Annotated in this window: 18 protein-coding genes; 1 reads left to right on the top strand and 17 read right to left on the bottom strand. The window is 46.6% G+C overall.

From position 1 onward, the window contains the following. Nucleotides 1-296 precede the first annotated feature (296 nt). The 13 genes from NSS66_RS22905 to NSS66_RS22845 all read right to left on the bottom strand — a co-directional run bounded on the left by NSS66_RS22905 (nt 297) and on the right by NSS66_RS22845 (nt 17,140). Complete coding sequence (locus NSS66_RS22905) at nt 297-2,738, bottom strand: heavy metal translocating P-type ATPase (RefSeq protein WP_053326109.1); 2,442 nt, start codon at nt 2,736-2,738, stop codon at nt 297-299. Between the two features lie 190 nt (nt 2,739-2,928). Further along, nucleotides 2,929-3,297, bottom strand: coding sequence for an ArsR/SmtB family transcription factor (locus NSS66_RS22900; RefSeq protein ID WP_007432172.1), 369 nt, complete (start codon nt 3,295-3,297; stop codon nt 2,929-2,931). Between the two features lie 148 nt (nt 3,298-3,445). Then, complete coding sequence (locus tag NSS66_RS22895) at nt 3,446-4,570, bottom strand: NADH:flavin oxidoreductase (RefSeq protein ID WP_023990325.1); 1,125 nt, start codon at nt 4,568-4,570, stop codon at nt 3,446-3,448. Nucleotides 4,571-4,773: 203 nt separating this feature from the next. After that, nucleotides 4,774-5,109, bottom strand: coding sequence for a cytochrome o ubiquinol oxidase subunit IV (gene cyoD, locus NSS66_RS22890; RefSeq protein ID WP_023990326.1), 336 nt, complete (start codon nt 5,107-5,109; stop codon nt 4,774-4,776). Then, entirely contained in the window at nt 5,110-5,718 is a 609-nt protein-coding gene (gene cyoC / locus NSS66_RS22885) for a cytochrome o ubiquinol oxidase subunit III (RefSeq protein WP_023990327.1), read from the bottom strand. Further along, nucleotides 5,718-7,694 (bottom strand): cbb3-type cytochrome c oxidase subunit I, encoded by a 1,977-nt coding sequence (locus NSS66_RS22880; protein WP_023990328.1) that lies wholly within the window; start codon nt 7,692-7,694, stop codon nt 5,718-5,720. Before NSS66_RS22880 ends, cyoC begins: the two co-directional genes overlap by 1 nt. A 25-nt stretch (nt 7,695-7,719) precedes the next feature. After that, entirely contained in the window at nt 7,720-8,703 is a 984-nt protein-coding gene (cyoA, locus tag NSS66_RS22875) for a ubiquinol oxidase subunit II (protein ID WP_023990329.1), read from the bottom strand. Nucleotides 8,704-9,045: 342 nt separating this feature from the next. Beyond that, the gene (locus tag NSS66_RS22870) at nt 9,046-9,294 is read right to left on the bottom strand and encodes a hypothetical protein (protein WP_013311984.1); all 249 of its coding nucleotides are present in this window, start codon (nt 9,292-9,294) and stop codon (nt 9,046-9,048) included. A 215-nt stretch (nt 9,295-9,509) separates the two neighbouring features. Then, the gene (locus NSS66_RS22865; protein WP_068938256.1) at nt 9,510-10,856 is read right to left on the bottom strand and encodes a GH1 family beta-glucosidase; all 1,347 of its coding nucleotides are present in this window, start codon (nt 10,854-10,856) and stop codon (nt 9,510-9,512) included. Continuing rightward, the gene (locus NSS66_RS22860; protein WP_340959849.1) at nt 10,856-13,333 is read right to left on the bottom strand and encodes a glycoside hydrolase family 95 protein; all 2,478 of its coding nucleotides are present in this window, start codon (nt 13,331-13,333) and stop codon (nt 10,856-10,858) included. Before NSS66_RS22860 ends, NSS66_RS22865 begins: the two co-directional genes overlap by 1 nt. 106 nt (nt 13,334-13,439) lie before the next feature. Next, nucleotides 13,440-15,134 (bottom strand): ABC transporter substrate-binding protein, encoded by a 1,695-nt coding sequence (locus NSS66_RS22855; protein WP_340959848.1) that lies wholly within the window; start codon nt 15,132-15,134, stop codon nt 13,440-13,442. A 74-nt stretch (nt 15,135-15,208) separates the two neighbouring features. Beyond that, nucleotides 15,209-16,111, bottom strand: a complete 903-nt coding sequence (locus NSS66_RS22850; protein WP_023990333.1) for a carbohydrate ABC transporter permease — start codon at nt 16,109-16,111, stop codon at nt 15,209-15,211. Between the two features lie 15 nt (nt 16,112-16,126). After that, nucleotides 16,127-17,140: an ABC transporter permease gene (locus NSS66_RS22845; RefSeq protein WP_023990334.1), complete on the bottom strand. Its 1,014-nt coding sequence runs from the start codon at nt 17,138-17,140 to the stop codon at nt 16,127-16,129. A gap of 241 nt (nt 17,141-17,381) precedes the next feature. On the opposite strand from NSS66_RS22845, the gene NSS66_RS22840 reads away from it, so the two are divergent. Beyond that, entirely contained in the window at nt 17,382-17,858 is a 477-nt protein-coding gene (locus tag NSS66_RS22840) for a GyrI-like domain-containing protein (RefSeq protein WP_023990335.1), read from the top strand. Between the two features lie 75 nt (nt 17,859-17,933). On the opposite strand, the gene cydC is transcribed toward NSS66_RS22840, so the two are convergent. From cydC to NSS66_RS22820, 4 genes are read right to left on the bottom strand one after another with little or no spacing between them, the layout of a single operon-like run. After that, a complete protein-coding gene (gene cydC / locus NSS66_RS22835) occupies nt 17,934-19,700 on the bottom strand; it encodes a thiol reductant ABC exporter subunit CydC (protein WP_340959847.1) in 1,767 nt (588 codons plus the stop codon). After that, nucleotides 19,681-21,441 carry a thiol reductant ABC exporter subunit CydD gene (gene cydD, locus NSS66_RS22830; protein WP_340959846.1) on the bottom strand — a complete coding sequence of 587 codons (1,761 nt, stop codon included), beginning with the start codon at nt 21,439-21,441 and terminating at the stop codon, nt 19,681-19,683. The genes cydC and cydD overlap by 20 nt, the downstream gene beginning before the upstream one ends. Beyond that, the gene (gene cydB / locus NSS66_RS22825; RefSeq protein ID WP_023990338.1) at nt 21,441-22,454 is read right to left on the bottom strand and encodes a cytochrome d ubiquinol oxidase subunit II; all 1,014 of its coding nucleotides are present in this window, start codon (nt 22,452-22,454) and stop codon (nt 21,441-21,443) included. The genes cydD and cydB overlap by 1 nt, the downstream gene beginning before the upstream one ends. Beyond that, entirely contained in the window at nt 22,441-23,847 is a 1,407-nt protein-coding gene (locus tag NSS66_RS22820) for a cytochrome ubiquinol oxidase subunit I (protein ID WP_340959844.1), read from the bottom strand. Before NSS66_RS22820 ends, cydB begins: the two co-directional genes overlap by 14 nt. Between the last annotated feature and the right edge of the window lie 267 nt (nt 23,848-24,114).

Below are 24,114 nucleotides of genomic sequence, written 5' to 3'. Positions count from 1 at the left end.
CATCCTTTCTTCCGTCAGCAAGTTGGCACACACGAATTCGAGTACCCCTCCAAACAAAGAAAACGCTTACTCATTATGGAGCAACCGAATCTTACATGGGCCTTACCTGTAAAGCCCCTACCTTAACGTATTAGGCACGCCACACATTTATACATCTGGGCACAACCACCCTACATCCCAAAATAAATCTCTATACTGCTGGCACAAGACCACTCGAAAAAGGAACCTATAAAATAAACACCCCCGGTCTTCACAGGATGCCTATACATCCAATGCTAACCCAGGGGTGTTTATTTTTATTCGTAAGAACGAACCTTCAATACACGCATCACATTCAATACGGCTAGCAATGTTACACCTACATCGGAAAATACAGCCTCCCACATAGTAGCAATACCGAATGCTCCCAGCGTAAGAAACACAGCTTTGACGCCTAGCGCAAATATAATGTTTTGCCATACGATACGACGTGTGCGCTTAGCGATATGGATCGCCGTAACTAGCCTTGAAGGCTCGTCGTTCATGATTACGATATCTGCCGCCTCAATCGCAGCATCCGATCCCAAACCGCCCATCGCTACACCGACATCTGCCAGTGCCAGTACGGGTGTATCATTAATCCCATCGCCTACGAACAAAATTTTGTCGCTCGTTTTTTTACTTGCAGACAACTGCTCGATAGCTTCAGCTTTGTGCTGAGGTAACAGCTCTGCCCGTACTTCATCCAAACCCAGCTGTCGTCCTACAGCCTCGGCAACTGTCCGATTGTCACCCGTCAGCATGATGGTTTTCACCACACCCAACTTTTTCAGTGAAGCAACCGTTTGGGCTGCGTCTTCCTTAACCTCATCTGAAATCAGAATGCACCCAGCATACGTTCCGTCTACAGCCACATGTACGACCGTTCCTTCATCCAGCGTCCCTGCTTGCTGCGCCGCGTTAAAAGCCACATGCTCCCGCTCCATGAGCTTGGCGTTCCCGGCCGATACCAGACGACCATCTATTTGTGCCTGAATCCCGTGACCCGATATTTCACTATATTGCTGAACTCGGTCTGCTCTGAGTTCTTTACCGTAGGATTCACGCAAAGACGCAGCAATAGGGTGTGTGGAATGCAGCTCCGCCAAAGCGGCGGTTTCGAGCAAGCTTTCGTTTGTAAAATCTCCGGCAGGATAAATCCCTGTTACACGGAAAACACCTTTGGTGAGTGTGCCCGTTTTATCGAAAACAGCGTATTTCACATGATTCAGAGCTTCAAGATAGTTCCCGCCCTTGATCAGAATACCTGAACGGGAGGCTGCCCCGATTCCCCCAAAGAAGCCCAGTGGAATGGATACTACCAGCGCACAAGGACAAGAAATAACGAGGAAAACAAGCGCACGGTATACCCAATCTGCAAATTGTGCACCTGGCACAACAAGCGGTGGAACAACCGCCAACAACAGCGCTACAATAACCACTACTGGAGTATAGTATCTGGAAAATTTCGTGATAAACTTTTCAGTCGGCGCTTTTTTGGCACTCGCATTTTGCACTAATTCCAAAATTTTAGAGACCGCGGATTCACTAAATTCTTTGCTAACCTCTACCGTTAGAAGTCCGTTCGTATTGATAAATCCACTCAACACACTGCTTCCCGGCTCTACAGTACGAGGCACCGATTCACCAGTCAACGCAGAGGTATCCACATGCGATTTACCATCTATAACTTTACCATCCAGCGGGATCTTCTCGCCCGGCTTAATTACAATCAAATCCCCTATGCGAACGTCTTCTGGGGACACTCTCCGTACGGACTCAGCCGTCTTCAGGTTGGCATAGTCCGGTCTAATATCCATCAGATCACTGATGGACTTACGTGAACGGTTAACTGCAATGCCTTGAAACAGCTCTCCGATTTGATAAAAGAACATGACAGCTACGCCTTCCGGGTATTCCCCAATCGCAAATGCACCCACAGTAGCCAGCGTCATTAGGAAGTATTCGTCAAAGGCCATTCCACGCACCAGGCTGCGCGCAGCCTGCAAGACAACATCACCGCCAACGATGATATATGCCAGTAAAAATAGGGCCAGCTTGCCTACACCTTCGACAGGTAACCACCAGGCAACAGCCGCAACGACCGCACCAATAGCCAAACGCGCAATCATGCGGCGCATACCGTCCGTACCGTGATCATGCGTATGTCCAGCGTGGCCATCATCTCCATGCGAATGTGAATGAGCGTGGGTGGCTTCACCATGTTCGTGCTCTGCATGGTGGTTGTGATGCTCGTGTCCATGATCGCCGTGGTTGTGTCCATCGTGCGTATGGGCTTGCTTGCCATGTGCTCCATGATGATGACCAGCGTGGCTGTGAGCCGCATGTTGCCCGACCTCGTGTGTATGCCCTTCACCTTCACCATCATGCTCATGACCGCATGCACAATCCTCTGTGCTGTCTGACTGTACTGCACCAGCATTGCTTCGGCTGTCTTCACGCAGGCGTCCACGAGCATTTTTTACAACCATTCGAACATGCGGCTCGAGTCTGTGAACCTTCCGTTCAGTCTGGCGAAAAACCTCTTCTTTTTGATCCGAACTTGTGGTCATCGTCAACGTTTTCGTAACAAAATTGACCGAGCAATCCAGGACCCCTTCTATTTTACTGACTCCATTTTCAATCTTTAGAGCACAGTTGGCGCAATCCAAACCTTCCAAAATCCATTCATGCCGTTCCGTTCTTTTTAGAGCATCCATAATCCATCGGCCTCCAATTAACTATATATGAGCAACTGTTCATATATTATTTGTTAAGGCCATTATATTCAGGATCAGGGTCAAAAGTCAATGACTCTAGCCCCTTTTTAACAAAAAAATCGACTTCAACGGACAAACGCCAAAAGAGCGCCAATCACTTGGCGCCCTACTGTTGTTTTATTCCAAAAAATCATTGATGTGATATGTGCTGATGGGTTTGCAAAAAGATCTGCTCCACATGATTATCATCCAGTGAATAAAACACCGTCTTGCCTTCCTTGCGTCGTTTGACAATACGCAGGTTGCGCAAATAGCGAAGCTGGTGGGATACCGCAGATTGTCCCATGTTCAACACCTGGGTCAGATCATGAACACACAATTCTTTTTGTGCCAGGGCATAAATCAGCTTAATCCGTGTCGGGTCACCCAGTGCTTTAAACAGCTCCGACATTTTGTATGCGATGGAATCCTCGACAAGGGAAGATTTTATGCGCTCGATTTCCTGATCTGAACCGTGACAAGCCGGCTCGCAATCCAAAGCTTCCGTTTCAGAATTCATCCTTTTCACCCCGTGTATTTCGACTTGATGCTTCTATTATAGCAAATTCGTAGAGTTTACGAATAGCTTATATTACAGCTTGCCCTGTAACAGAAAACTTCCAAGTTTCAATGCTTGCCTAACGCTATAGCTTTACACGACATAAAGCTTAATTCAACGTCTTTAATACTTCATCACTGTAAGGAATAATTTCTTCTATTTGTTGATCACGTAACTTCACCGCAAACGCTGGATCAACCAACAAAGCACGCCCAACCGCAACCAGATCAGCTTCCTCTCGTTCTACTTGCCCCACGAGTTGTTCTAATCTTGCCTCTACACTACTGGATTGATCGGTTTGACGATTATTATTTTTTTCCAAATCACTCAAAAAGGCCTTCTCCAAACCAATCGAGCCCACAGTAATCACTGGCTTGCCTGTTATCTTTTTGGTCCAAGCTGCCAAATTTAGATCAGACCCTTCAAATTCCGGTTCCCAAAAACGGCGGCTTGAGCAATGGAATATATCCACCCCGGCCTTCACTAATGGAGTGAGAAACTGTTCAAGTTCCTGTGGTGTCTGTGCCAGCTTTTCTTCATAGTGATACATCTTCCACTGGGAGAATCGCAGTACAATTGGGAAGTTCGGCCCCACTGCACGACGGCAAGCCTCAATGACCTCCACCGCAAACCGAGTACGCTGGACCAAATTGCCTCCATATTGATCGGTACGCTTATTCGTTTTGTCCCAGAAAAATTGATCGATTAAATAGCCGTGTGCTCCATGAAGCTCAATACCGTCAAACCCCACTCGCTGGGCATCGGCAGCGGCCTGAGCATAAGCGGAGATAATATCCGCAATCTCAGCCTCCGTCAATGGCTCGACTACCTTTTCACCAGCGGGAGAAATACCGGACGGACCGACAGGCAATGCCTCGGGATTCGGTTGATTATCTGCACCTATTTTACGGGCCGTACCCACATGCCAGAGCTGCGGTATAATCTTGCCACCTACCGCATGAACCTCCTCAACTACCTTGGCCCATCCCTCTAATCCCTCTCCATAAAAATTAGGAATGCTTGTGTGCTCCACAGCTGCAGGATGATTAATAGCAGTGCCCTCCGTAATAATCAATCCAACTGCATTTTCCGCACGGCGACGATAATACGCGGCCACTTCAGGCCCTGGAATACCTTGAGGAGAAAAATTCCGTGTCATAGGCGCCATAACAATCCGATTGGGAAGAGATAAATTACCTGCCTTAAAAGGTTTAAACAGTAATTCTGTGTTCATTAATTTTTCCTCCGCTCTCCACTAGTATTATCGTTTTCACTCTACTGTTATACAATTCCATTTTACACATATGTAAACTTGAGTTCAAGAAGCCACAGTTTTATTTTTAATAAGCTACACAAAAAAAGAAGAAGCGGCTCTAAGTCCGCTTCTTCTTTCCTAATTCGTTTTTACTTGAGTGATTTTGCAAAAATCCTGACTTATTAGTGTGCTACCATGTTGTATTCCATAATCCATACAGAACCACCAACAATGGTCAACAGGATAACTACCCCGAAAATCAAAGTCATGACATTCCAGCGTGGTCCATTGCTTTCACGAATGTGCATGAAGAAGAAAAGCTGAACCAGAAATTGCAGCACTGCCGCGGCTAAAATAACAACCATGGTCGAAGTGCGGCTCAACATATGATTCATAACCACACCGAGAGGAATGATGGTCAGTACGATGGACAGAATAAACCCGATAACATAGGATTTCACTGAACCGTGAGAATCATCATGACCATGCGAACCCGCTCCTGTTTGATGCTGTGCCATCTACATCACCCCCATCAAATAGACGACTGTCAGCAAGAAGATCCAGACAGCGTCCAAAAAGTGCCAGTACAAGCTCAATGCCGAAACTTTGCCCTTCGTCTCTGGTGTAAGCCCGCGTTTCTTCAACTGGAACATGAGTCCAATCATCCAAACCAGACCTAACGAAACGTGAAGTCCATGCGTTCCGACTAAAGTGAAGAATGCCGACAAAAACGCGCTGGTTCCAAAATTGGCTCCTTCGTGTACCAACTCAACAAACTCGTAAACCTCAAAACCGATAAAACCAAGACCCAGGATCGCCGTCACGATTAACCAGTTAATTAATCCCTTCATGCTTCCTTTGTTCATGGCCAACACAGCCAGACCACTTGTGAAGCTGCTCGTGAGCAAGAGGAACGTTTCAATAATAACGCCCGTCATGTTAAACAGCTCTGCGCCACCCGGTCCTCCGGCTGTGTTGTTCCGAAGGACGACGAAGGTTGCGAACAAGGTACTGAACAGGATTACGTCCGTTACGAGGAAGATCCAAAAACCAAGCATCTTCAATTCTTGCGGATCGTGATGCCCGTGGTCATGATCATGGCTTTGGTGTGCTGCTGCTTGTGCCATTATACAGACCCCCTTATTGCCGCTTCCGTGCGTTTTACTTCATCCGCAGGGATATAGTAGTCGCCATCATAGGAGAAGAACGAACGGCAAATCATACAAATTGCCACACCGATCAACCCTGGAATATAGAAGAACGACCATCCGAATACGAACCCGAAACCTGCAATGAAAAAGAATACCGACATAATGAATGGAATCGCCGAGTTCTTCGGCATATGAATCGCTTCAATTGGCGGTTGCTTTCTGAAAATACCTTTTGCACGTTTATCTTTTTCTGCCCACCAGTCATCACGTTCTTCTACTTGTGGAATGGTAGCAAAATTGTACTCCGGTGCAGGTGAAGGAATCGACCATTCCAACGTATGGCCACCCCAAGGGTCGCCTGTTGTATCCTTCAGCTTACGATAATTCTTGATGCCCAGAAGAATTTGAAGAACCTGGAACAAGAAACCAATACCCATCAGGAATGCCCCAACGGTCGAAACGAGGTTAAGCGGCTGCCAGCCGGTATCCCAGCCATAAGTGCTCAGACGACGCGTCATACCCATCAGACCGAGAGAATATTGCGGAATAAAACATACATAGAAACCGATGTTCCAGAACCAGAAAGCCCATTTACCAGGCGTTTCAGGCAATGTGAAACCGAACATTTTAGGCCACCAATAGTACAGACCTGCCAAGTAACCGAACACTACACCACCAATCAGAGCGGAGTGAAAGTGAGCGATCAGGAAGTAACTGTTATGGAACTGGAAGTCAGCAGGCGCTACAGACAACATGACGCCCGTCAAACCAGCAATCAAGAAGTTAGGAATAAAAGCAATTGACCACATCATAGGGGTCTTGAATGTAATCTTACCCCGATACATGGTGAACAGCCAGTTAAATACTTTAACCCCTGTTGGTATTGCGATAACCATCGTCGAAATCGCAAAGAATGCATTAACATCTGCGCCTGATCCCATCGTGAAGAAGTGATGCGCCCAGGTGAAGAAGGACAAGATCGCAATAATGAACATGGCGTAAACCATGGACTTGTATCCAAACAATTTCTTTTTGGAGAATACACTGATGACCTCGGAATAAATACCGAAGGCAGGCAAAACTACAATGTATACCTCAGGGTGACCCCACATCCAGATCAAGTTGATATACATCATCGGGTTACCGCCGAAATCAAGCGTAAAGAAGTGTCCTCCTCCAAAGCGGTCAAGGAATAGCAAGGCTAAAGTAACCGTCAGAATTGGAAACGCGAAAATGATAATAACACATGATGAAAATACGGACCACGTAAAGACAGGAATCTTCATCCAAGTCATACCAGGTGCACGCATTTTAATGATAGTAACAATAAAGTTGATCCCTGTAGCCAATGAACCTATACCCGAAATCTGAATACCCCAGATATAGAAGTTCTGACCAACGCCGGGACTAAATTGCATTTCTGAAAGCGGTGGATAACTCAACCAACCTGCATCTGGCGAACCGCCGATAACGAAGGACAGGTTGAACAACATCGCTCCCATAAAGAAAAGCCAGAAGCTCAATGCGTTCAGGAAAGGGAACGCAACGTCGCGCGCACCAATTTGAAGTGGTACGGCAATGTTAAACAAACCAAACATCAACGGCATCGCCATAAACAAGATCATGATCGTGCCATGTGTTGTAAAAATCTGGTTGTAATGCTCAGGATGCAGTAGTGTAACATCCGGTGTAGCAAGTTGAACACGCATCAATAATGCATCCACGCCTCCGCGGAATAACATCAAGATGGCCGCAAGAATATACATAATACCGACTTTTTTATGGTCAACGGTAGTCAACCAGTTTTTCCAAAGCCAGCCCCATTTTTTGAAATAAGTGAGCACAAACACGATCCCGATCGTTGCTAGTGCGATGGAAACGTCCGCTCCATAGATCATCGGGTCTCCAGTAACGAAGAAAGTGGATGCAAACTCTTTTATTTTGTCAAGCATTGGGGGCCTCCTTCCCTGTAATCATTTAATGGTGTCCGCTCATATTCATATGACTCATGTCCATTGCAGCTTCATCTTCTGTATCGGACTTGGAAGAACCTTCTGTGGATGTGTGTCCGCCATGTCCCGCATGCGGGTTAGAAGCACCATCCACTACATACTTGCTTACAATGTCTTGGAACAAGCCATCTGGAATTGAAGAATACTCATCAGGTTGGGACAAACCTGGTTTTGCAAGCGCCAAATAGCCGTCTTTCGTCAGCGGCTTAGACTGCTTCTTGATGTTAGCGACCCAGTTTTTGTACTCTTCATCCGACTGAACCTCTACATCAAAACGCATTTGTCCAAAATGCTCACCGCTAAAGTTTGCACCCGAACCAAAGTATGTTCCTTCGTGGTCGGCCTGCAAATGCAGTTTCATTGCCATGCCTGACATGGTGTAGATCTGACCGCCCAATTGCGGAATCCAGAACGAGTTCATCGGGGCGTCGGCAGTCAGTTCAAAACGGACTGGAACACCTTTAGGAATGTGAATTTCATTGACTGTAGCAATACCTTCTTCAGGGTACATAAAGAGCCATTTCCAGTCCAGTGAAGTCACTTGAATGGTTACTGGCTTTTGTGTACTTGCCAACGGCTTGGAAGGCTCCAGCAAATAGGTATATCTCGCAGTTATAACCGCAAGAATGCAGATAACGATGATTGGAATAGCCCACCATACGGTCTCCAGCTTTTTGCTGTCATCCCAATGAGGTTGGTACTTGGCTTTGTTATCCGGTGCGTCGCGATATCGCCAAATGATGAAAAAAGTCAAAATCATGACCGGTACAATCAGCAGTGCAGCCATAGACGTTGAAAGAATGATCAGCTCTTTTTGTGCTTGCCCAATAGGTCCTTTTGGATCGAAAACAACGTATTTTCCGCCAGCATAAAAACACGTCCAAATGAGCAATGCTACCGTGAGCACGGTCAAAACCAACGCAATAATCGCTTTTGGTTTTTTGTTCATGTTGTTCCCCTCTCCTTAAATAATAAATTACTCAAAACTTACGAACTCCTGTAATGTTGCCCTTATATAAGATAGCAGAAAAGCGGCCACTTTTTTTATTGTTAACAGAATTGTCGATTATTTGTCCGTTTTTTGTGAAAAACATCTCTAAAAATAAAATTTCTCTTGCAAATTCAAAATTTCTTATTAATACAAAGATGACATAATAAAAACGTTATTTGTGTATCTTAAAGAAGTTATATTAAAGAAAAAAGGGGACTCCTTACAGTTATCATCCTACACTGCTCGAAGCCCCACATTGTTGTTTTCGGTATATATTGCTTTAATCATTTTTAAATTGTATTAACTGCGGCCGTTTTCCTGGTCTTCTTTCTTGCGTGCAATGACAAATGATTTCCCAACTAGAAAAATAAAAATCCCGGCAACAACGCAGCCAATACCTGTCATTAAATATATATTTCGATCAGTTAAATTACCTATATCAAGCAAAATAAGGATAATTCCTGCAATACAGGCGATCCAAGCGATAACAGATACCGTGCGGCTCATTTGGTTATCATTTGATCCTGATTTCCTAACATTCGAAGCCATACCCTCCACTCCCTCTGGTTTAAAATGGTTTAAAACGCCCTCGTCAGGTATTTTTTTCAGTATGCACACTTCTTATTTTTTTATTCCTGCTGTCTCTACATACTTGAAACAACCTGCATTCATCTTGGTTATTATTACCCCAGAGGGCCTCCTATTCAAACAAAAGGGAGCAGAGACAGGCGTAAATCTGCTTTATTTCCAAAACATCTCTTCGTTTAACGTCGGGTCTCCAACCAGTTATTACTTACTACATTTCGATACCAATAGTAACTTTCCTTCGGGGTGCGGACCTGTGTGCGGAAATCGACATGAATCATGCCAAATCTCATATTATATCCCTCTGCCCACTCAAAATTGTCCATAAGTGACCATGCCATATATCCTTTGACATGAAGGCCGTCATGAATAGCCCGGTGTACCTGCACCAAATGCTGCTGCATATACGAAATACGACGGTCATCCTGAACCTTGCCATTCACGACATCATCGTTGATGCAAGCCCCATTCTCTGTGATATAAATATCGAGGTTACCGTATTTTTGCAAATAATGCAGTACCTCGTACAGCCCACGCGACTCCACTGGCCAACCGATATCCGTTACAGGTAGCCCCATATTGATTTCTTCAGATTGAAGAAACCCGGCTTCAGGATTAAAACGATTAACTGACATAGCATAGTAATTGATACCGATCATATCAATAGGCTCGCCGATAATATCCATATCCCCATCCTGAATAGGCACGGTGGCTCCCTGCTCCGCAAACCAGTCTACCAAAAACTGAGGATACGAGCCTTGATAAATAGGTTGAAGAAACCAGTCACTGTGCAGGGAAATGGTGCGCGCACAAGCGGCTTTATCTTCCTCAGATGTGCTGTAAGGAACAGCCCAGGAGACATTGGGAGCGATACCGATCTGGCCACTGGTGCCCAGCTCGCGGAAGCGGCGCACAGAAAGACCATGCGCAACTAGCAAATGATGTCCTACATCAATGGCTGCCTGAAGATTGGTCAGACCCGGGGCATGAACACCCAGCATATTGGATAAAAAGGCGATGCACCACGGTTCATTGAATGTTAGCCAATGGTGTATTTTACCGTGAAATTCGCGGAACATCGTTTCTGCAAACTGGACAAATGCTTGAATCGTGCGACGATTCTCCCAGCCTCCAGCATCCTGAAGCGCTTGAGGCAGATCCCAATGGTACAGTGTACAAAACGGTTCAATCCCATTTTCGTTCAACAAATCGACTACGCGATGATAATAGTCCAATCCTTCTTGATTGACTTCACCGTCACCATTGGGAAATATACGCGGCCAGGACACTGAAAAACGGTATGTACGAATGCCCAGCTCCTTCATTAGGCGGATATCTTCCTCGTAGCGATGATAGCTGTCACAAGCTACATTGCCGTTATCACCGTTGAATACTTTGCCAGGCGTATGGGCAAAGGTATCCCAGATCGACAAACCTCTCCCATCCTCCTCATAAGCTCCCTCGATTTGATAGGCTGCCGTCGCGGTCCCCCACATGAAGTCCTGCGGAAATTGAAAAATGGTCATTATGTCTCTTCCTCTCCTTTAATTATAATCGTATGTCCGTTCGTTATTTCCTGCTCTTTGGTAAAAATCCATGACAAAATGAATCCTCCGTGCTCAGGATCAGGCAGAGCCTGACGAGCATCTGCGCTAAACGGATGTGCACTGCGAATCGTGCAGCTTCCTGCTGAGATGGATGTGGCCAGTTCAGCACGGGCAAGCCGGGAACCGGACCATTCCATGCCGACCGTCATCCCGCCATGCCCCTTCAATCCACTGACCCGTCCCTCCGCCCATGCCGTTGGCAGGGCAGGCAGTAACGTCAGCTCTCCCGGACGGCTTTGTAGCAGCATTTCTGCGATCCCCGCCGTCGCACCAAAATTACCGTCGATCTGAAAAGGCGGGTGAGCGTCGAATAAATTAGGATAGGTCGATTGCGACAGCAACGTGCGAACATACCGATGTGCGGCATCGCCATCTTCCAGCCGAGCGTACAGGTTAATCAACCAGGCACAGCTCCATCCGGTGTGCCCACCACCGTGATCAAGCCGTCGACGCAGCGATATGCGGGCCGCCTCAGCCAGCTCCGGGGTATCACGGATGTGAATTTGTCGACCGGGGTACAACCCATATAGATGCGAGACATGCCGATGCCCAGGCTCCGCTTCCTCAAAATCGACAAACCATTCCTGTAACTGACCGTGACGGCCAATTTGATAGGGCATTAACCTGTCCCGTATCTCCTCGCAGCGGTTGCGGAACTCATCGTCTAATTCCAGCAGGTCCGCAGCTTGAATGCAGTTACCCAACAGCTCCCGAATCAGCGTCATATCCATGGTGGAGCCCATAGATATACTGCATTCCTCGCCGTCCGGTGTTTTGAATTTATTTTCAGGTGATGTGGATGGGGATGTCACAAGCCAACCCTCCGGGCCTTCCACGAGCCAGTCCATGCAAAAGGCTGCCGCCCCCTTCATGAGTGGATAAGCTTGTTCTGCCAAATAGGCTGTATCCAGGGTAAACAGATAGCGCTCCCATAGATGGGCGGTCAGCCATACACCCCCAAGCGGCCAAAACGCCCAACTGGCATGGCCCCCTGAAGGTCCAGCGTATCTCCACACATCTACATTGTGATGAGCTGCCCACCCTTGAGCACCATAATGGTTGGAGGCTACCCTCCGTCCCGTGCGAGCAACTTCTCCAATCATGTGCAGCAATGGTTCATGGCACTCGGCAAGATTGCATACCTCTGCGTGCCAATAGTTCATCTGAGTATTAATATTGGTTGTATAATTACTGTTCCATGGCGGCTGCACCCGGTCATTCCAGATGCCCTGAAGATTGGCAGGCTGACTCCCCGGACGCGAGCTGCCCATGAGCAAATAGCGGCCATACTGAAATAACAGCACCTCCAGCCCCGGGTCGTCCTGACCTTTCTGATAACGTTCTAATCGCAGATCGGTCGGTAGAACGGAGTCGTCGGTTAAAGTATCACCTCTCAGTTCTAATACAACGCGGTCAAACAGCTTTCGGTGATCCTGTTCATGGCGTTGCCGCACCTGCTCCCTTCCCAGCGAAATTGCTTCATCTAAAATGACTTGACATGCTTCTGCTGACTCCGTTGCATCACTATTCGGCATAGCGTGAAATCCCTGAAATCCGGTAGCTGCTGCCAAATACACCGTGATTTTATCCGCGCCTGAGATGATCAGTGCTCCATCAGCACCCTTCGTCAAGGTTCCTCCCTCGGGAATAACCCTCGCCTGAACTGCAAAAGCCATCCCCAAATCATTTTCATAAACAACAGACTGTGGATGATCGCCGTGATAATTAGATTCCACATGACTGGGCGCTCGTCCAGTCAACGTAATAAAGTCCCCGGACGGCTCCTCGGATGGAGCGTCCTCCTTATCGCTATCCCATTTGGATGAATCACCAAAATGTATATCCTCTCCAACCTCGTCTTCACAAGGATGGAGGGAAGTGATGCGCACGGATGCATGGATCTTCCCAAGCTTATTCGCAGTCAGTGACACCATCATGACTCCATCTGGCGCACTGGCGATAACTTCACGGGTATAGCAGACTCCAGCACTCTGAAAAGTGACCGCTGCCGTTCCGGTCAGCAAATCCAGTTCCCGTTCATAATGTGCAATTTCCCCTAGGCCCTCCTGCGTAATCCACAAATCTCCCAAAGGCTGATAGGCTTCCGTATCGCGACCTAGCATATTCGCATTAATCAGTTGTTCCGCTTCCTTGTATTTTCCATCTGCAATCAGCTTTCTGACAGGCTGCAAATATCGCAATGCATCATACTGAACGCCGTCTCTGGGAAATCCGGACCAGAGCGTATCCTCGTTTAATTGCAAATGCTCCTCTCTTATTCCGCCAAATACCATAGCTCCCAGCCTTCCGTTACCGACTGGCAATGCTTCCTCCCATACCTCAGCAGGCTGGCGATACCATAAACGCAGGGACTGTCGTCTTTCGCTTTTCGTCACATCAAACCCTCCCCTATCAAGATCAAACAGAGCGCTAATCCCGTATGGACCACAAGGACAAGCGCTCTGTCATTCCGGCATTCAAAATTTCGTTAAAAGCAGTCAGCTATTTAGAAGCCTTGCCACTCCATAACTCCACTCTGTCCTTCACCAGTTGCGTGTATTGCTGTTCCATTTGGACAGCTCCGGCGGCATCCAGTTCTTTAATCATGTTGTCGTATACCGTATCAAAATTGGAAGCCGGTGCTAAAATAGCTTCCGGTATACGTTTGCGGATAATGTCTGTCGTTTTTTTGAATGTAACGTTATAGCTGGATTCATTGTCTGTTGTCAGGTTATAGGCTGCGCCCCAAGGCTTTACATCAAATTCTTTCTTGTCCGGGAACAGATCTTTCCACGTTTTTACGCCATACGCTTTAAGTGATTCTTTCTCCGGCTTCGAATAAGCCGCGATAATTTGTTCCGGGAATTTGGCAGTATAGTAGTTACCTGTAGGGTCCTTCACGCCGTCACCATAGTGTCCGCTGATGAGCGTGTACAAATCTATACCCGTAGATTTATTGAAGTTGGTTGTATTGTTCGTTTTTTGTTCCAGTACATCAGCAGGAATGACACGTTTGCCGTCTTTAATTTCATAATGCTTGCCTTCGATCCCCCAGTTCACTAGCACCTGTCCTTCATCGGAAGCTAAATAATCAAGGAATTTAATAGCCCGCACCGGGTCCTTGCAATTCTCTGTAATACCTACTCCATAACCGGACGTGAAGCCCGTATCCTGAAAGGAACGATCCTTGTATTCCTCCGAAAGTGTAACTGGAAAATGCGCGTAGCTGGATTCGGATTTACCTGACGCTTTTAACGCATTTTCGGCATCCTGATAACCCCACTCCTGGTCGATCAGACCGAGGACACGGCCGCTGGCAATTTTGGATTTGTATTGATCACTTTTTTGCACAAATGAATCTTTATCGAGCAGTCCTTCATTGTACATGTGGTTCAACCAACGGAAATATTCCTTTTCTTCCGGACGTTTGTAATGAAGCTTCGCTTCAAATGTTTTGGGATCAATAAAATATTCACCATCATCCGGCGCTCCAGTCGTCTGGAAGGCAGGATTCGTTACGGTAATCATAATTCTCCAGTCGTCTGCATCCAACGTGAGTGGGATCGTTTTTTTGCCATTGATCGTCGGATGCTTGACTGCATAAGTTTTGAGTACGTTTTCATAATCCTGTAGCGTTCTTACCTTTGGATATCCTAACTCCTTGAGCACCTTATGCTGAATTTCAAATCCCCCCGTCGCGTCAAAACTCTCCTGTCCCACCCCTGCATACGTAGGAAGGACATAGATGGATTGATCTTTATTACTGTATTTCAAACGATCCATATAGGGTCCATATAGCTTTTTGAGATTGGGTGCATGATCGTTGATCAGATCTGTCAGATCAATCATAGCCCCCGCATCCACAAGCTTGTTAATATTCGCTTTAGGAGAAACCAAGTCCGGGTATTCTCCACTTGCTGCCATCAAAGCAATTCGGTCATCTCCACCTCCACCGCTGACATCAAATTCCGCATTCAAGGTTACACCTGTTTTTTTGGTGATTTCCTTGCCTATTTCATCCTTCATTCCGTTCCATTGTGGGCTTGTATCTGCTCCGAAGAAGCTAAACGTAATCGGGTCTGTGCCGCTGGATGTGCCTTCCTTCGCTGCTTTATCGCTTCCTCCACAACCTGCGAGTGCGGTAAGGGACACCGCGAGCAAGGGAATCAGTGCAAATCTGGACCAGTGTTTTTTCATGTATAAATCCTCCTATATTCCTATGATGACTTCTCCTGCAAATAACTGCTATTTCACTACCGGAATCCCGGTTTTTATGATTTCACTGCCCCCAGTGTCATACCACCTACAAAATACTTTTGCAGGAACGGATATACCATCAGAATGGGAAGTGTAACCGTAATTGTAATTGCCATTTTAATCGACTCTGGTGAAATTTGAGCCATTTGCTTAGCCATATCGTTACTATTCGTCATACTGGAGCCGCCTTGCTGCGTACTTTGCAGTATCTTCATCAGCTCATACTGTAGCGTCGTCCATTGCGGCGCCCCACCATTATACAAATACGTATCAAACCAAGCATTCCACTGACCTACTGCCAGAAAAAGAGCAATCGTTGCCAATACTGGTTTGCACAGCGGCAAAATAATTCTCCAGTAAATCGTAAAATCATTCGCCCCATCGAGTTTGGCAGACTCCTGTAGCGCATATGGCAAACCATCCATAAAGGAACGAATAACAAACACGTTAAAAGCGCTAATTAAGCCTGGAAAAATGTACACCCAAAACGAACCCAGCAGATGCAGATCACGCATCAAAATAAACACGGGCACCATCCCGCCAGAAAAATACATCGTCAACGCCAAAAACGTAGAAATAAACTTACGAGCGCGAAACTCGACCCGACTCAATGTAAAAGCAAGCATAGACGCGCAAATCAATCCGAGTACTGTTCCGACCAAAGTACGAAGAATAGATATTTGCAGTCCCTGAAGAAGGCCATCGTACTGGAAAATCGTTTTGTAATTTTCGAGCGTAAATTGGCGGGGCCATATATAAATTCCACCGCGAACCGTGTCCGTTGAATTGTTCAGGGAAATCGCAAGTACGTTCAGAAACGGGTACAGCGTCAACACCACGATCAGAGCCATGAGGATATAATTGAACAGGTCAAACAGCTTCTCAGACCGGGTAGCATTAAATGCCTTATTCGTCATTTCGCTTCTCCCTCCCTACATGATGCTTTCTTTGGTCAGTTTTTTGAATATACCGTTCGCCGTAAACAACAGCAAAATGCTAACCAGTGAGTTGAAAATACCAATTGCCGTCCCATAAGAGAAGCGACCCAAATTAATCCCGTAATTGAGCGCGTACAGATCCAACACCTCGGAATAATCCGTCACGAGACTATTGCCAAGCAAGAACTGCTTTTCAAAACCATTGCTCACCAGATGCCCAATCGCCATAATGAACAGAACGGCAATCGTCGAGCGGATACCCGGCAGTGTAATATGCCACATCTGTCTCCAGCGGCTCGCTCCATCCACGCGCGATGCTTCATACTGCTCTTGATCAATTCCGGTGATTGCAGCTAAATAAATAATCGTATTCCAACCTGTCTCTTTCCATATGTCGGAAGCGGTTACAATGTACCAGAACCAGCTCCCCTTTGCCATGAACTGAATCGGCTCATCCACAATATGAAGCGCTACCAATATATCGTTGACAATGCCTCCGTCAATGGACAGCATTTTCGTGACCAATCCAGCCACAACTACCCAGGATACAAAATGCGGGAGGTAGGATATCGTCTGCACAAACCGTTTGAACAGCATTCCCCGCAACTCGTTTAACAGAATTGCAAAAAAGATCGGTACGACAAAACCAAATATAATCCCCATCAGGCTCATCGCCAGTGTATTACGTAATACTAGATAAAATCGTTCGTCCTGAAATAACTCAATAAAGTTATTCAGCCCTACCCATTTCTGGTCCGTAAAGGATTTGGCTGGCTTATAATTTTGAAACGCCATCGTCCAGCCCCAGAGCGGCAGATAGCTGAAAACAAACACCCATATGACGAAAGGAATGGACATAAAATAAAGATACTTTTGCTGCTTCACACTGTCCCACAAGCCTTTTCTACCACGTTCAGGCTTCGGTCCGCGAGCCTTGCGCGGTCTTCCCCGGTTGGATTCAGGAATCACAGCACCATTGTTGGAAGCGGTTTCAGTTGAAGATTCCATAACAAGCTCCTCCTCATCTCTAGATACTATTATCATACTTTGCTGGCTTGGAAGCGGGTACCCGACGAATTAGGAGAAAAATCAGTTCAAAATTAGATATATGAGGGGTCTCTATGCCTTCCAAGCATAACTTTTTTGCGGATTCCAAACAAAATCGATCCTATAGTGAAAGATGACTAAAATTGTATTGGGGTTTACATTATAATCAAACTTGACAAACTTATTGGATGGAGGAGACTTTATGGAAACTAACGTAATAACATTACCTCTTTTTCATGTTGCAGGTTACAGAATCGAAGCCAATATTAATGAATTTGAGTCTGGTCTTGGCAAGAGCATCTATCATTCATTAATTGAAAGAAAAGATGAAATTCGGGACAGGAAAAATGAGAATGTAATTTTAATGCAAATTTATCCCATGAAGCCTGATTTTAATCCTCAGGTAGATAAGTTTACAAATATAATCTGTTATGAAATAAGTAAACTAGGTGAGGTTCCATTAAATATGATAAGTCATACTGTAAATGAAAGTAAGTATGTAACTTTCACACATAAGGGGCTTGAATCGGAGCTTGATCATTCGTATGACTACATATATGGCCAATGGATTAAAGATACCGGAAATGAACCGAAGGATTACGATTTTGAAATTTGGGGTGAGAAATATAATCCGGAAAGTTCAGACAATGAGATTGAATTATTTATAGCATTGAAATGAGCAAGACACAACAATAGCCCCCAGCACAAAATGTGTTGAGGGCTATAAGTTTGCTTAGGTCATTCTATTCCTATTTCATAGACTCGGATGATCCAGCTCATACAGGTTGCGGTATCGGGGCTGCTCCTGCCAAAGCTGTTCATGACTGCCCCGCATGGAAATGGTGCCCTGCTCCATAAAGATCACCTCGTCCATATGCTCCATTCCCGTCAGATGATGCGTGATCCAGATCAATGTTTTGCCTTTCAGCACACGAAACATCGTCTGCATGAGTTCATGCTCTGTCAGTGGGTCAAGTCCCACTGTTGGCTCATCCAGCAAAACAATCGGGTGATTTTGCAGCAAAATCCGCGCCAGTGCAATTCGCTGTTTTTCTCCACCAGAAAAACGAAGCCCCGTCTCCTGCATTCGGGTATCGTAGCCCTCCGGTAAAGAATCAATTAGGGTTCCAAGCCCTACCTGTTCTGTTACTGCACGAACCTCATCCAGCGTAGCATCGGGTCGTCCCAGCCGAATATTGTTCGCTACCGTTGTATCGAATAAATACGGCTGCTGGTTTAGCACCGCAAATAAACTGGAGTATGCTCCACCTGTATATACGGGAATCCCTGCGACAGTGACGCTCCCTTCATCAGGCTGCAATGCTCCCTGAATCAGGTTCAGCAGCGTAGACTTGCCCGCACCACTGCGGCCAAGCAATGCAACCTTGCCCCCCTGCGGTACGTGCAGGGAGATATTACGCACGCTCCATTCCTGCGTTGCCGCATAGCGGTAGCTTACGTTGTTCAGCAGCAGGTCTCCTCCGAGGCCCAATCGCATAGCGGTAGCCTGTTCCTCTAGAATGTCTGCTGTTCCGCCTGCTCCCGGTGTAGGTGTGTCTTTCTCCGAATCCTTTAACCGCCGAAGTGAATCCTGATACTCCGGTGCATGAACCACCGCTTCTCCAGCGCGAACGAAGGCATCCAGCAATGGAAAAGCCACAAGGGCAAAGGATGCCAGCCATGTGGCTTCTATACGATTCTGTGCTACCAGTCCCCCGGCCCACACAGTCATAATCACAATCCCGCCGCCTACAACGCATTGTGCGATCCAATGAGAACGCCACTCGCTCCGGCGAAGTGAATTCTCCATCACGGCAGCCCTATTGTGCCGTTGTGTAAAGGTACTCAGGAAATGCCCAGTCCGTCCGCTCAGCACCAGGTCACTCATGCCGAACAGAGCATCCGTCAGCTCCTGATAGGCTTTACTCCGTTCCTGCTTGAACATTCGCCGTTTGGCGAGTGAGGTCCATAGTGAGATAGCTGGGGCAATAAAAAGCAAAAATCCGCCATATAGCGCCATGAGCAAGGCAAAGGTTCCGTCCATCCGTCCGAGCGCCGAGATGCCTGCTGCATAAATCAGCAAAGCCGATAGCGCAGGCAGAACTAGCTTCAGATAGATGTTTTGAAGCTGCTCAATATCCTCTGCCAGCAATCCTAATAGATCCCCTGTACGGAATTTGCTGCGAATCATCAGCGCCTGCGGTTCTACTGCCCGATATAAGCGTACCCGCATACGGGACACCAGACGCAGTGCGGCATCATGCCCTACCAAGCGCTCCAGGTACTGAATAACCGCTTTACTAAAGCCAAATGTTCGCACAAGCACAATTGGAACGTACACCATTAATATATTTTCCGGTTTTAAGGCCGAACGGGTAATCAGATGACCGGACGTAAAGAGCAACGCGCCCGCACATCCAATGGCCAGCGCGCCCAAAAGAGCAGCTATCAGAAAGGCCCAAAAATATTTTCTCAGATACGTCACAAACCAGCCTTGACTGCTATTGTCCGTTACTCTCATATCGTCCGTTCCCTCCTTCCCACATCCCCGTCAGCAATCGGTAATATGCCCCCTTACGGGCAATCAATTGCTGATGAGAGCCTACTTCTTCCAGACGCCCTTGATCCATCATCCAGACACAGTCCATATCTGACATCCAATGAAGCCGATGGGTGGCAAGAAACATTCTCTTATGTTTCAAAACCGATAAAATCGTCTGTTTTAGCTCCCATTCTGTCTCAATATCCAGATGGGCCGTAGGCTCATCCAATAAAACGACCGGACGATTACTGAGCAATGCCCGCGCCAACGCAATCCGTTGCGCCTGCCCTCCGCTCAGTGTCCGACCTGCTTCACCAATAGGCTCATTCAATCCACCCGGAAGACCGTCTACCAGTTCACGCAGTCCAACCGCGTCAATCGCCCACTCTACCTGCTGGTTGGATGCCTCCGGTTCATAAAAGCGGATATTATCTGCCAGAGAAGCGCTAAACAGGTATGGATGCTGTGGAATATAGGCAATATGCCGTTGCCATTCAGCTTTGGCAACCCCAGCCAATCCGCATCCATTCAGGAGCAGCTCACCCGAAGTGGGATCAGCAAAGCCGCCAAGCAGACTGAGCAGCGTCGTTTTACCTGCACCGCTAGCGCCAACGATGCCGATCATGTTCATGAGCGGTTCAACATTTGCAGACACATGTTCGAGCCGAGCCGAACCGTCTTCATTAAGGAGGCACACATCAGATAGCTCGAGACTATCCTGTCCCGTGATGTCCAATCTTTTATCGCTAGCTGCCTGTTTATTCGGCTCGGTCGCATTATCTTCTGTACTGAGAATGGAGCGTATTGCTCCCCAAGCCTCCTTACCATCCAGTGAAGCATGATAGTCTGATCCCAACTGGCGTATGGGCATAAAATATTCTGGTGCCAGAATAAGCACCGCAAGCGCTGCCTCCAAACCTACCGAGCCACTAATCAGGCGCAGCCCCAAGCCTACCGCGACAAAAGCGACCGATAGCATACTAAAAAAATCGAGGGCAAATGAGGAAAGAAACGCTACCCGCAGCGTGCGCATCGTTGCTGTGCGGTATTGGTCGCTGACCTTCCCAACCGTTTCCCCATGCTCTTGGCTACGACCCAAAAACCTTAGTGTCTGAAGTCCACGTAGCGAATCCGTGAAATGGTGAGATAACAAACGATAGGAACGCCATTGCTTGTCTGCCTGCTTCCGCGCTGCCAAGCCGAGCAAAATAAAGAAGCCCACCAGAATCGGCATCGTAGTCGTCAAAATTACACCTGAAATGACATCCAATGTGAAAACATACACAAGCACAAGTATAGTTACAGCCATCATGTCAATCATTCGAGGAATGGACAGTTCCAAATACGTGCGAAAACGATCCATGCCGTCCAGTGCTAGCGTCACCAACTTGCCACTGCCTTCCTGCGCTGCAAAACCCGGCCCCCGTTCGAACAAACGTGCAAGCAGACGCTCCCGTAAGGAAGCGCCTGAAGCTTCGGCAAAACGGCCGGCTGTCCGACGTTGCAGCCAGATCATCGTATGCCTCATTGCAAAAGCTGCGAAAAACAACGCCAGCGACGGCCAAGCCATCACCAGCGGATTTTTATCAAACAAAATCGTAACAGCCTTTGCCAAGAAGACTGCTTGTGCAATCACAGCAGCCCCCTGGAGCAGGGAAAGGGCAGCCAGTAGCAGCATTACTGGCCGAATGCCCTTTAATTCTAACCATGCCTTATCCATTAGTATTCCAAATGATCCTTCTCACTGAGACGCTTATGGAAAACAAAATAGCTCCACGCCTGATAAGCCAGCACAAAGGGTAAAAGCGTTGCTGCAACAATCGTCATGGCTTTCAGTGTGTAATGACTGGAGCTTGCATTATAAATCGTCAAATCAAAAGCACTGTTAATCGAGCTCACCATAAATCTTGGGAACAAACCAACGAATAACGAAACGAAGGTCAGCAAAATCAATGCACCTGTCATCCCGAAGGCCCATCCTTCGCGGCTCTGCTTCAGGAAGTACCACGTCAGCACATAGGCGACAATTCCCACTGCTACCGCAGCATACATAAAGGGACCGCGACGTGCAAATAAATCCGTTGCAAAATAAGTCCATACCACCATGCCAGCGAGTAAAATGCCCAATACCGGAAGAAATTTGGACGCAATCACGCGAGCACGATCCCGTACTTCTCCAATCGTCCGCAGGGAAATGAACGTCAGCCCATGCATTAGGCACATTCCGACCACTGTCAGTCCAATCCATACGGTGTATCCATTGAACACATCGGAAAATCCAGCTTTCAAATCCATGTTTTGCTGAATAGGTACACCTTTCACCAAAGCCGCAAAAGCCATACCGAACAGCATCGGCGGTAGAAAGCTACCAATCAGAATGCAGGCATCCCACGTTCCTGTCCACCATTTCCCTTCAGCCTTGCCGCGGAACTCAAAAGAAACTCCACGCAAGATCAAACCTAGCAAAATAAAGACAAATACCAGATAATATCCGCTGAACATAGTTGCATAAAAATGCGGGAAAGCGGCAAACATCGCACCTGCTGCTGTAATCAGCCACACTTCGTTGGCATCCCAAAATGGACCAATCGTATTGATCATCAAACGTTTTTGTTGGTCATTGCGCGGTACCAATCCCGTGGCCATCCCCACGCCAAAATCAAAGCCCTCCAGAAAAAAGAAACCGGTAAACAACACTGCGATCAATAAGAACCATAAATCATTTAGCGTCATTATTGTCACCCCCTTGGGCAAATGGATCATGAATTACCGTTTGCTGATGTGGCTCGATATCTGGACCTTTGCGAGCCGTACGGTAAAACAGAAATGCCAGCACACCTGTTAAAATTAAATACAATGTGGTAAATGAGACGAACGAGAACAGCACTTCTCCTGCCACAACCGTAGGCGAAACAGAATCTTTTGTTTGAAGCAAACCAAATACAGTCCACGGTTGGCGACCTATTTCGGTCATGATCCAACCAGCAGTATTCCCAATGAATGGAAGGGATATCCCCCATATCATAAGACGGAAGAACCAGCGATGTGAACCTTCCAGCTTTTTACGGAACGTCAGGTAAGCACCGTATAAAGCGAGTGCAATCATGCCACATCCCGCCGCAATCATAATACGGAAACTCCAGAACGTGGTACGTACTGGCGGGATATAATCACCCGGACCATAGGTTTTTTCATATTCTGCTTGAAGCTCATTCATACCAGGCACAGAGCCGGAAAATTTACTATAAGATAGAAAACTCAGAGCAAAAGGAACTTTAATTTCAAAGGTATTTTCCTTCTTTTCAGGATCAATACCCGCGATAACTGTCCAAGGAGCGGGGTCACCGCTGTTCTCCCATAAGCCCTCACTGGCAGCCATCTTCATCGGTTGTGTTTTCACTAAATATTGAGCCTGACCATGACCAAACAAAGGAATAGCAATGGCACTGATTAAGGCAACAATAATGCTCAATTTAAAAGAAGGTTTAAAAAAGTCCATATTCTTTTTGTGCATCAGCTTCCATGCACTGATACCCGCGATAAGAAATGCCCCCGTTGCAAAAGCAGCAAACAACGTATGCGGAAATTCCCATAACAGTTGTTCATTCGTTAACAGAGCAGCAAAATCTTTCATTTCTGCACGTCCATTTTGAATCTCATATCCTACTGGACGCTGCATGAATGAATTAGCAGCTAGAATCCACAATGCCGATAGCATCGTACCGATAGATACCAACCACATACAAATTAAATGGACCGTTTTGGACAATCTTTCCCAACCGAATACCCATAATCCGATAAAGGTCGATTCCAGGAAAAATGCAAGCAGCGCTTCAATCGCCAGCGGCGTACCGAATACATCACCGACAAAACGGGAAAAGTCCGACCAATTCATCCCGAACTGGAATTCTTGCAAAATCCCGGTGACTACGCCCAATGCAAAGTTAATCAGCAGAAACGTTCCCCAGAATTGAGCCATTTTTTTGTACAAGTCATTTTTTTTGATAACATACATAGTCTCCATAATTGCCACCAATAACGACAATCCAATGGAGATCGGCACATAAACAAAGTGAAGAATCGTTGTAGTTGCAAACTGCAACCGTGCCAAATCCAATACGTCCATGATGTTGCTCCTCCCCCTGCACTTCTCTTAACATTGATTTATAGTGTCTGTAATCTGAAGTCTTCTACATTTGTGATAGTATTCACATTCTTACATATGCAGCGGTCACTTTTTAGAAAATGACTCACTCAACTACCTTCACCATGGTTGTCATGATCCGGCTTCAGATTATCCCCATTATATAGAATAAATTTAAATGAAATAGAATCGAAAATGTGAACATCGTGTCAAATCTGTGTCATAACGATGGCGATTTGATGAAAACGG

It is taken from the genome of Paenibacillus sp. FSL R10-2748, from assembly GCF_038005565.1.
Lineage (GTDB): Bacteria > Bacillota > Bacilli > Paenibacillales > Paenibacillaceae > Paenibacillus > Paenibacillus polymyxa_B.
The sequence above is the reverse complement of the archived record's forward strand: the minus strand, read 5'-3'. Positions and strand labels throughout refer to the sequence as shown.

Coding starts and splice junctions, on each gene's coding strand:
- NSS66_RS22905 (WP_053326109.1), bottom strand. CDS start 2,738: ATGGATGCTCTAAAAAGAACGGAACGGCATGAATGGATTTTGGAAGGT.
- NSS66_RS22900 (WP_007432172.1), bottom strand. CDS start 3,297: ATGAATTCTGAAACGGAAGCTTTGGATTGCGAGCCGGCTTGTCACGGT.
- NSS66_RS22895 (WP_023990325.1), bottom strand. CDS start 4,570: ATGAACACAGAATTACTGTTTAAACCTTTTAAGGCAGGTAATTTATCT.
- cyoD (WP_023990326.1), bottom strand. CDS start 5,109: ATGGCACAGCATCAAACAGGAGCGGGTTCGCATGGTCATGATGATTCT.
- cyoC (WP_023990327.1), bottom strand. CDS start 5,718: ATGGCACAAGCAGCAGCACACCAAAGCCATGATCATGACCACGGGCAT.
- NSS66_RS22880 (WP_023990328.1), bottom strand. CDS start 7,694: ATGCTTGACAAAATAAAAGAGTTTGCATCCACTTTCTTCGTTACTGGA.
- cyoA (WP_023990329.1), bottom strand. CDS start 8,703: ATGAACAAAAAACCAAAAGCGATTATTGCGTTGGTTTTGACCGTGCTC.
- NSS66_RS22870 (WP_013311984.1), bottom strand. CDS start 9,294: ATGGCTTCGAATGTTAGGAAATCAGGATCAAATGATAACCAAATGAGC.
- NSS66_RS22865 (WP_068938256.1), bottom strand. CDS start 10,856: ATGACCATTTTTCAATTTCCGCAGGACTTCATGTGGGGGACCGCGACG.
- NSS66_RS22855 (WP_340959848.1), bottom strand. CDS start 15,134: ATGAAAAAACACTGGTCCAGATTTGCACTGATTCCCTTGCTCGCGGTG.
- NSS66_RS22850 (WP_023990333.1), bottom strand. CDS start 16,111: ATGACGAATAAGGCATTTAATGCTACCCGGTCTGAGAAGCTGTTTGAC.
- NSS66_RS22845 (WP_023990334.1), bottom strand. CDS start 17,140: ATGGAATCTTCAACTGAAACCGCTTCCAACAATGGTGCTGTGATTCCT.
- NSS66_RS22840 (WP_023990335.1), top strand. CDS start 17,382: ATGGAAACTAACGTAATAACATTACCTCTTTTTCATGTTGCAGGTTAC.
- cydC (WP_340959847.1), bottom strand. CDS start 19,700: ATGAGAGTAACGGACAATAGCAGTCAAGGCTGGTTTGTGACGTATCTG.
- cydD (WP_340959846.1), bottom strand. CDS start 21,441: ATGGATAAGGCATGGTTAGAATTAAAGGGCATTCGGCCAGTAATGCTG.
- cydB (WP_023990338.1), bottom strand. CDS start 22,454: ATGACGCTAAATGATTTATGGTTCTTATTGATCGCAGTGTTGTTTACC.
- NSS66_RS22820 (WP_340959844.1), bottom strand. CDS start 23,847: ATGGACGTATTGGATTTGGCACGGTTGCAGTTTGCAACTACAACGATT.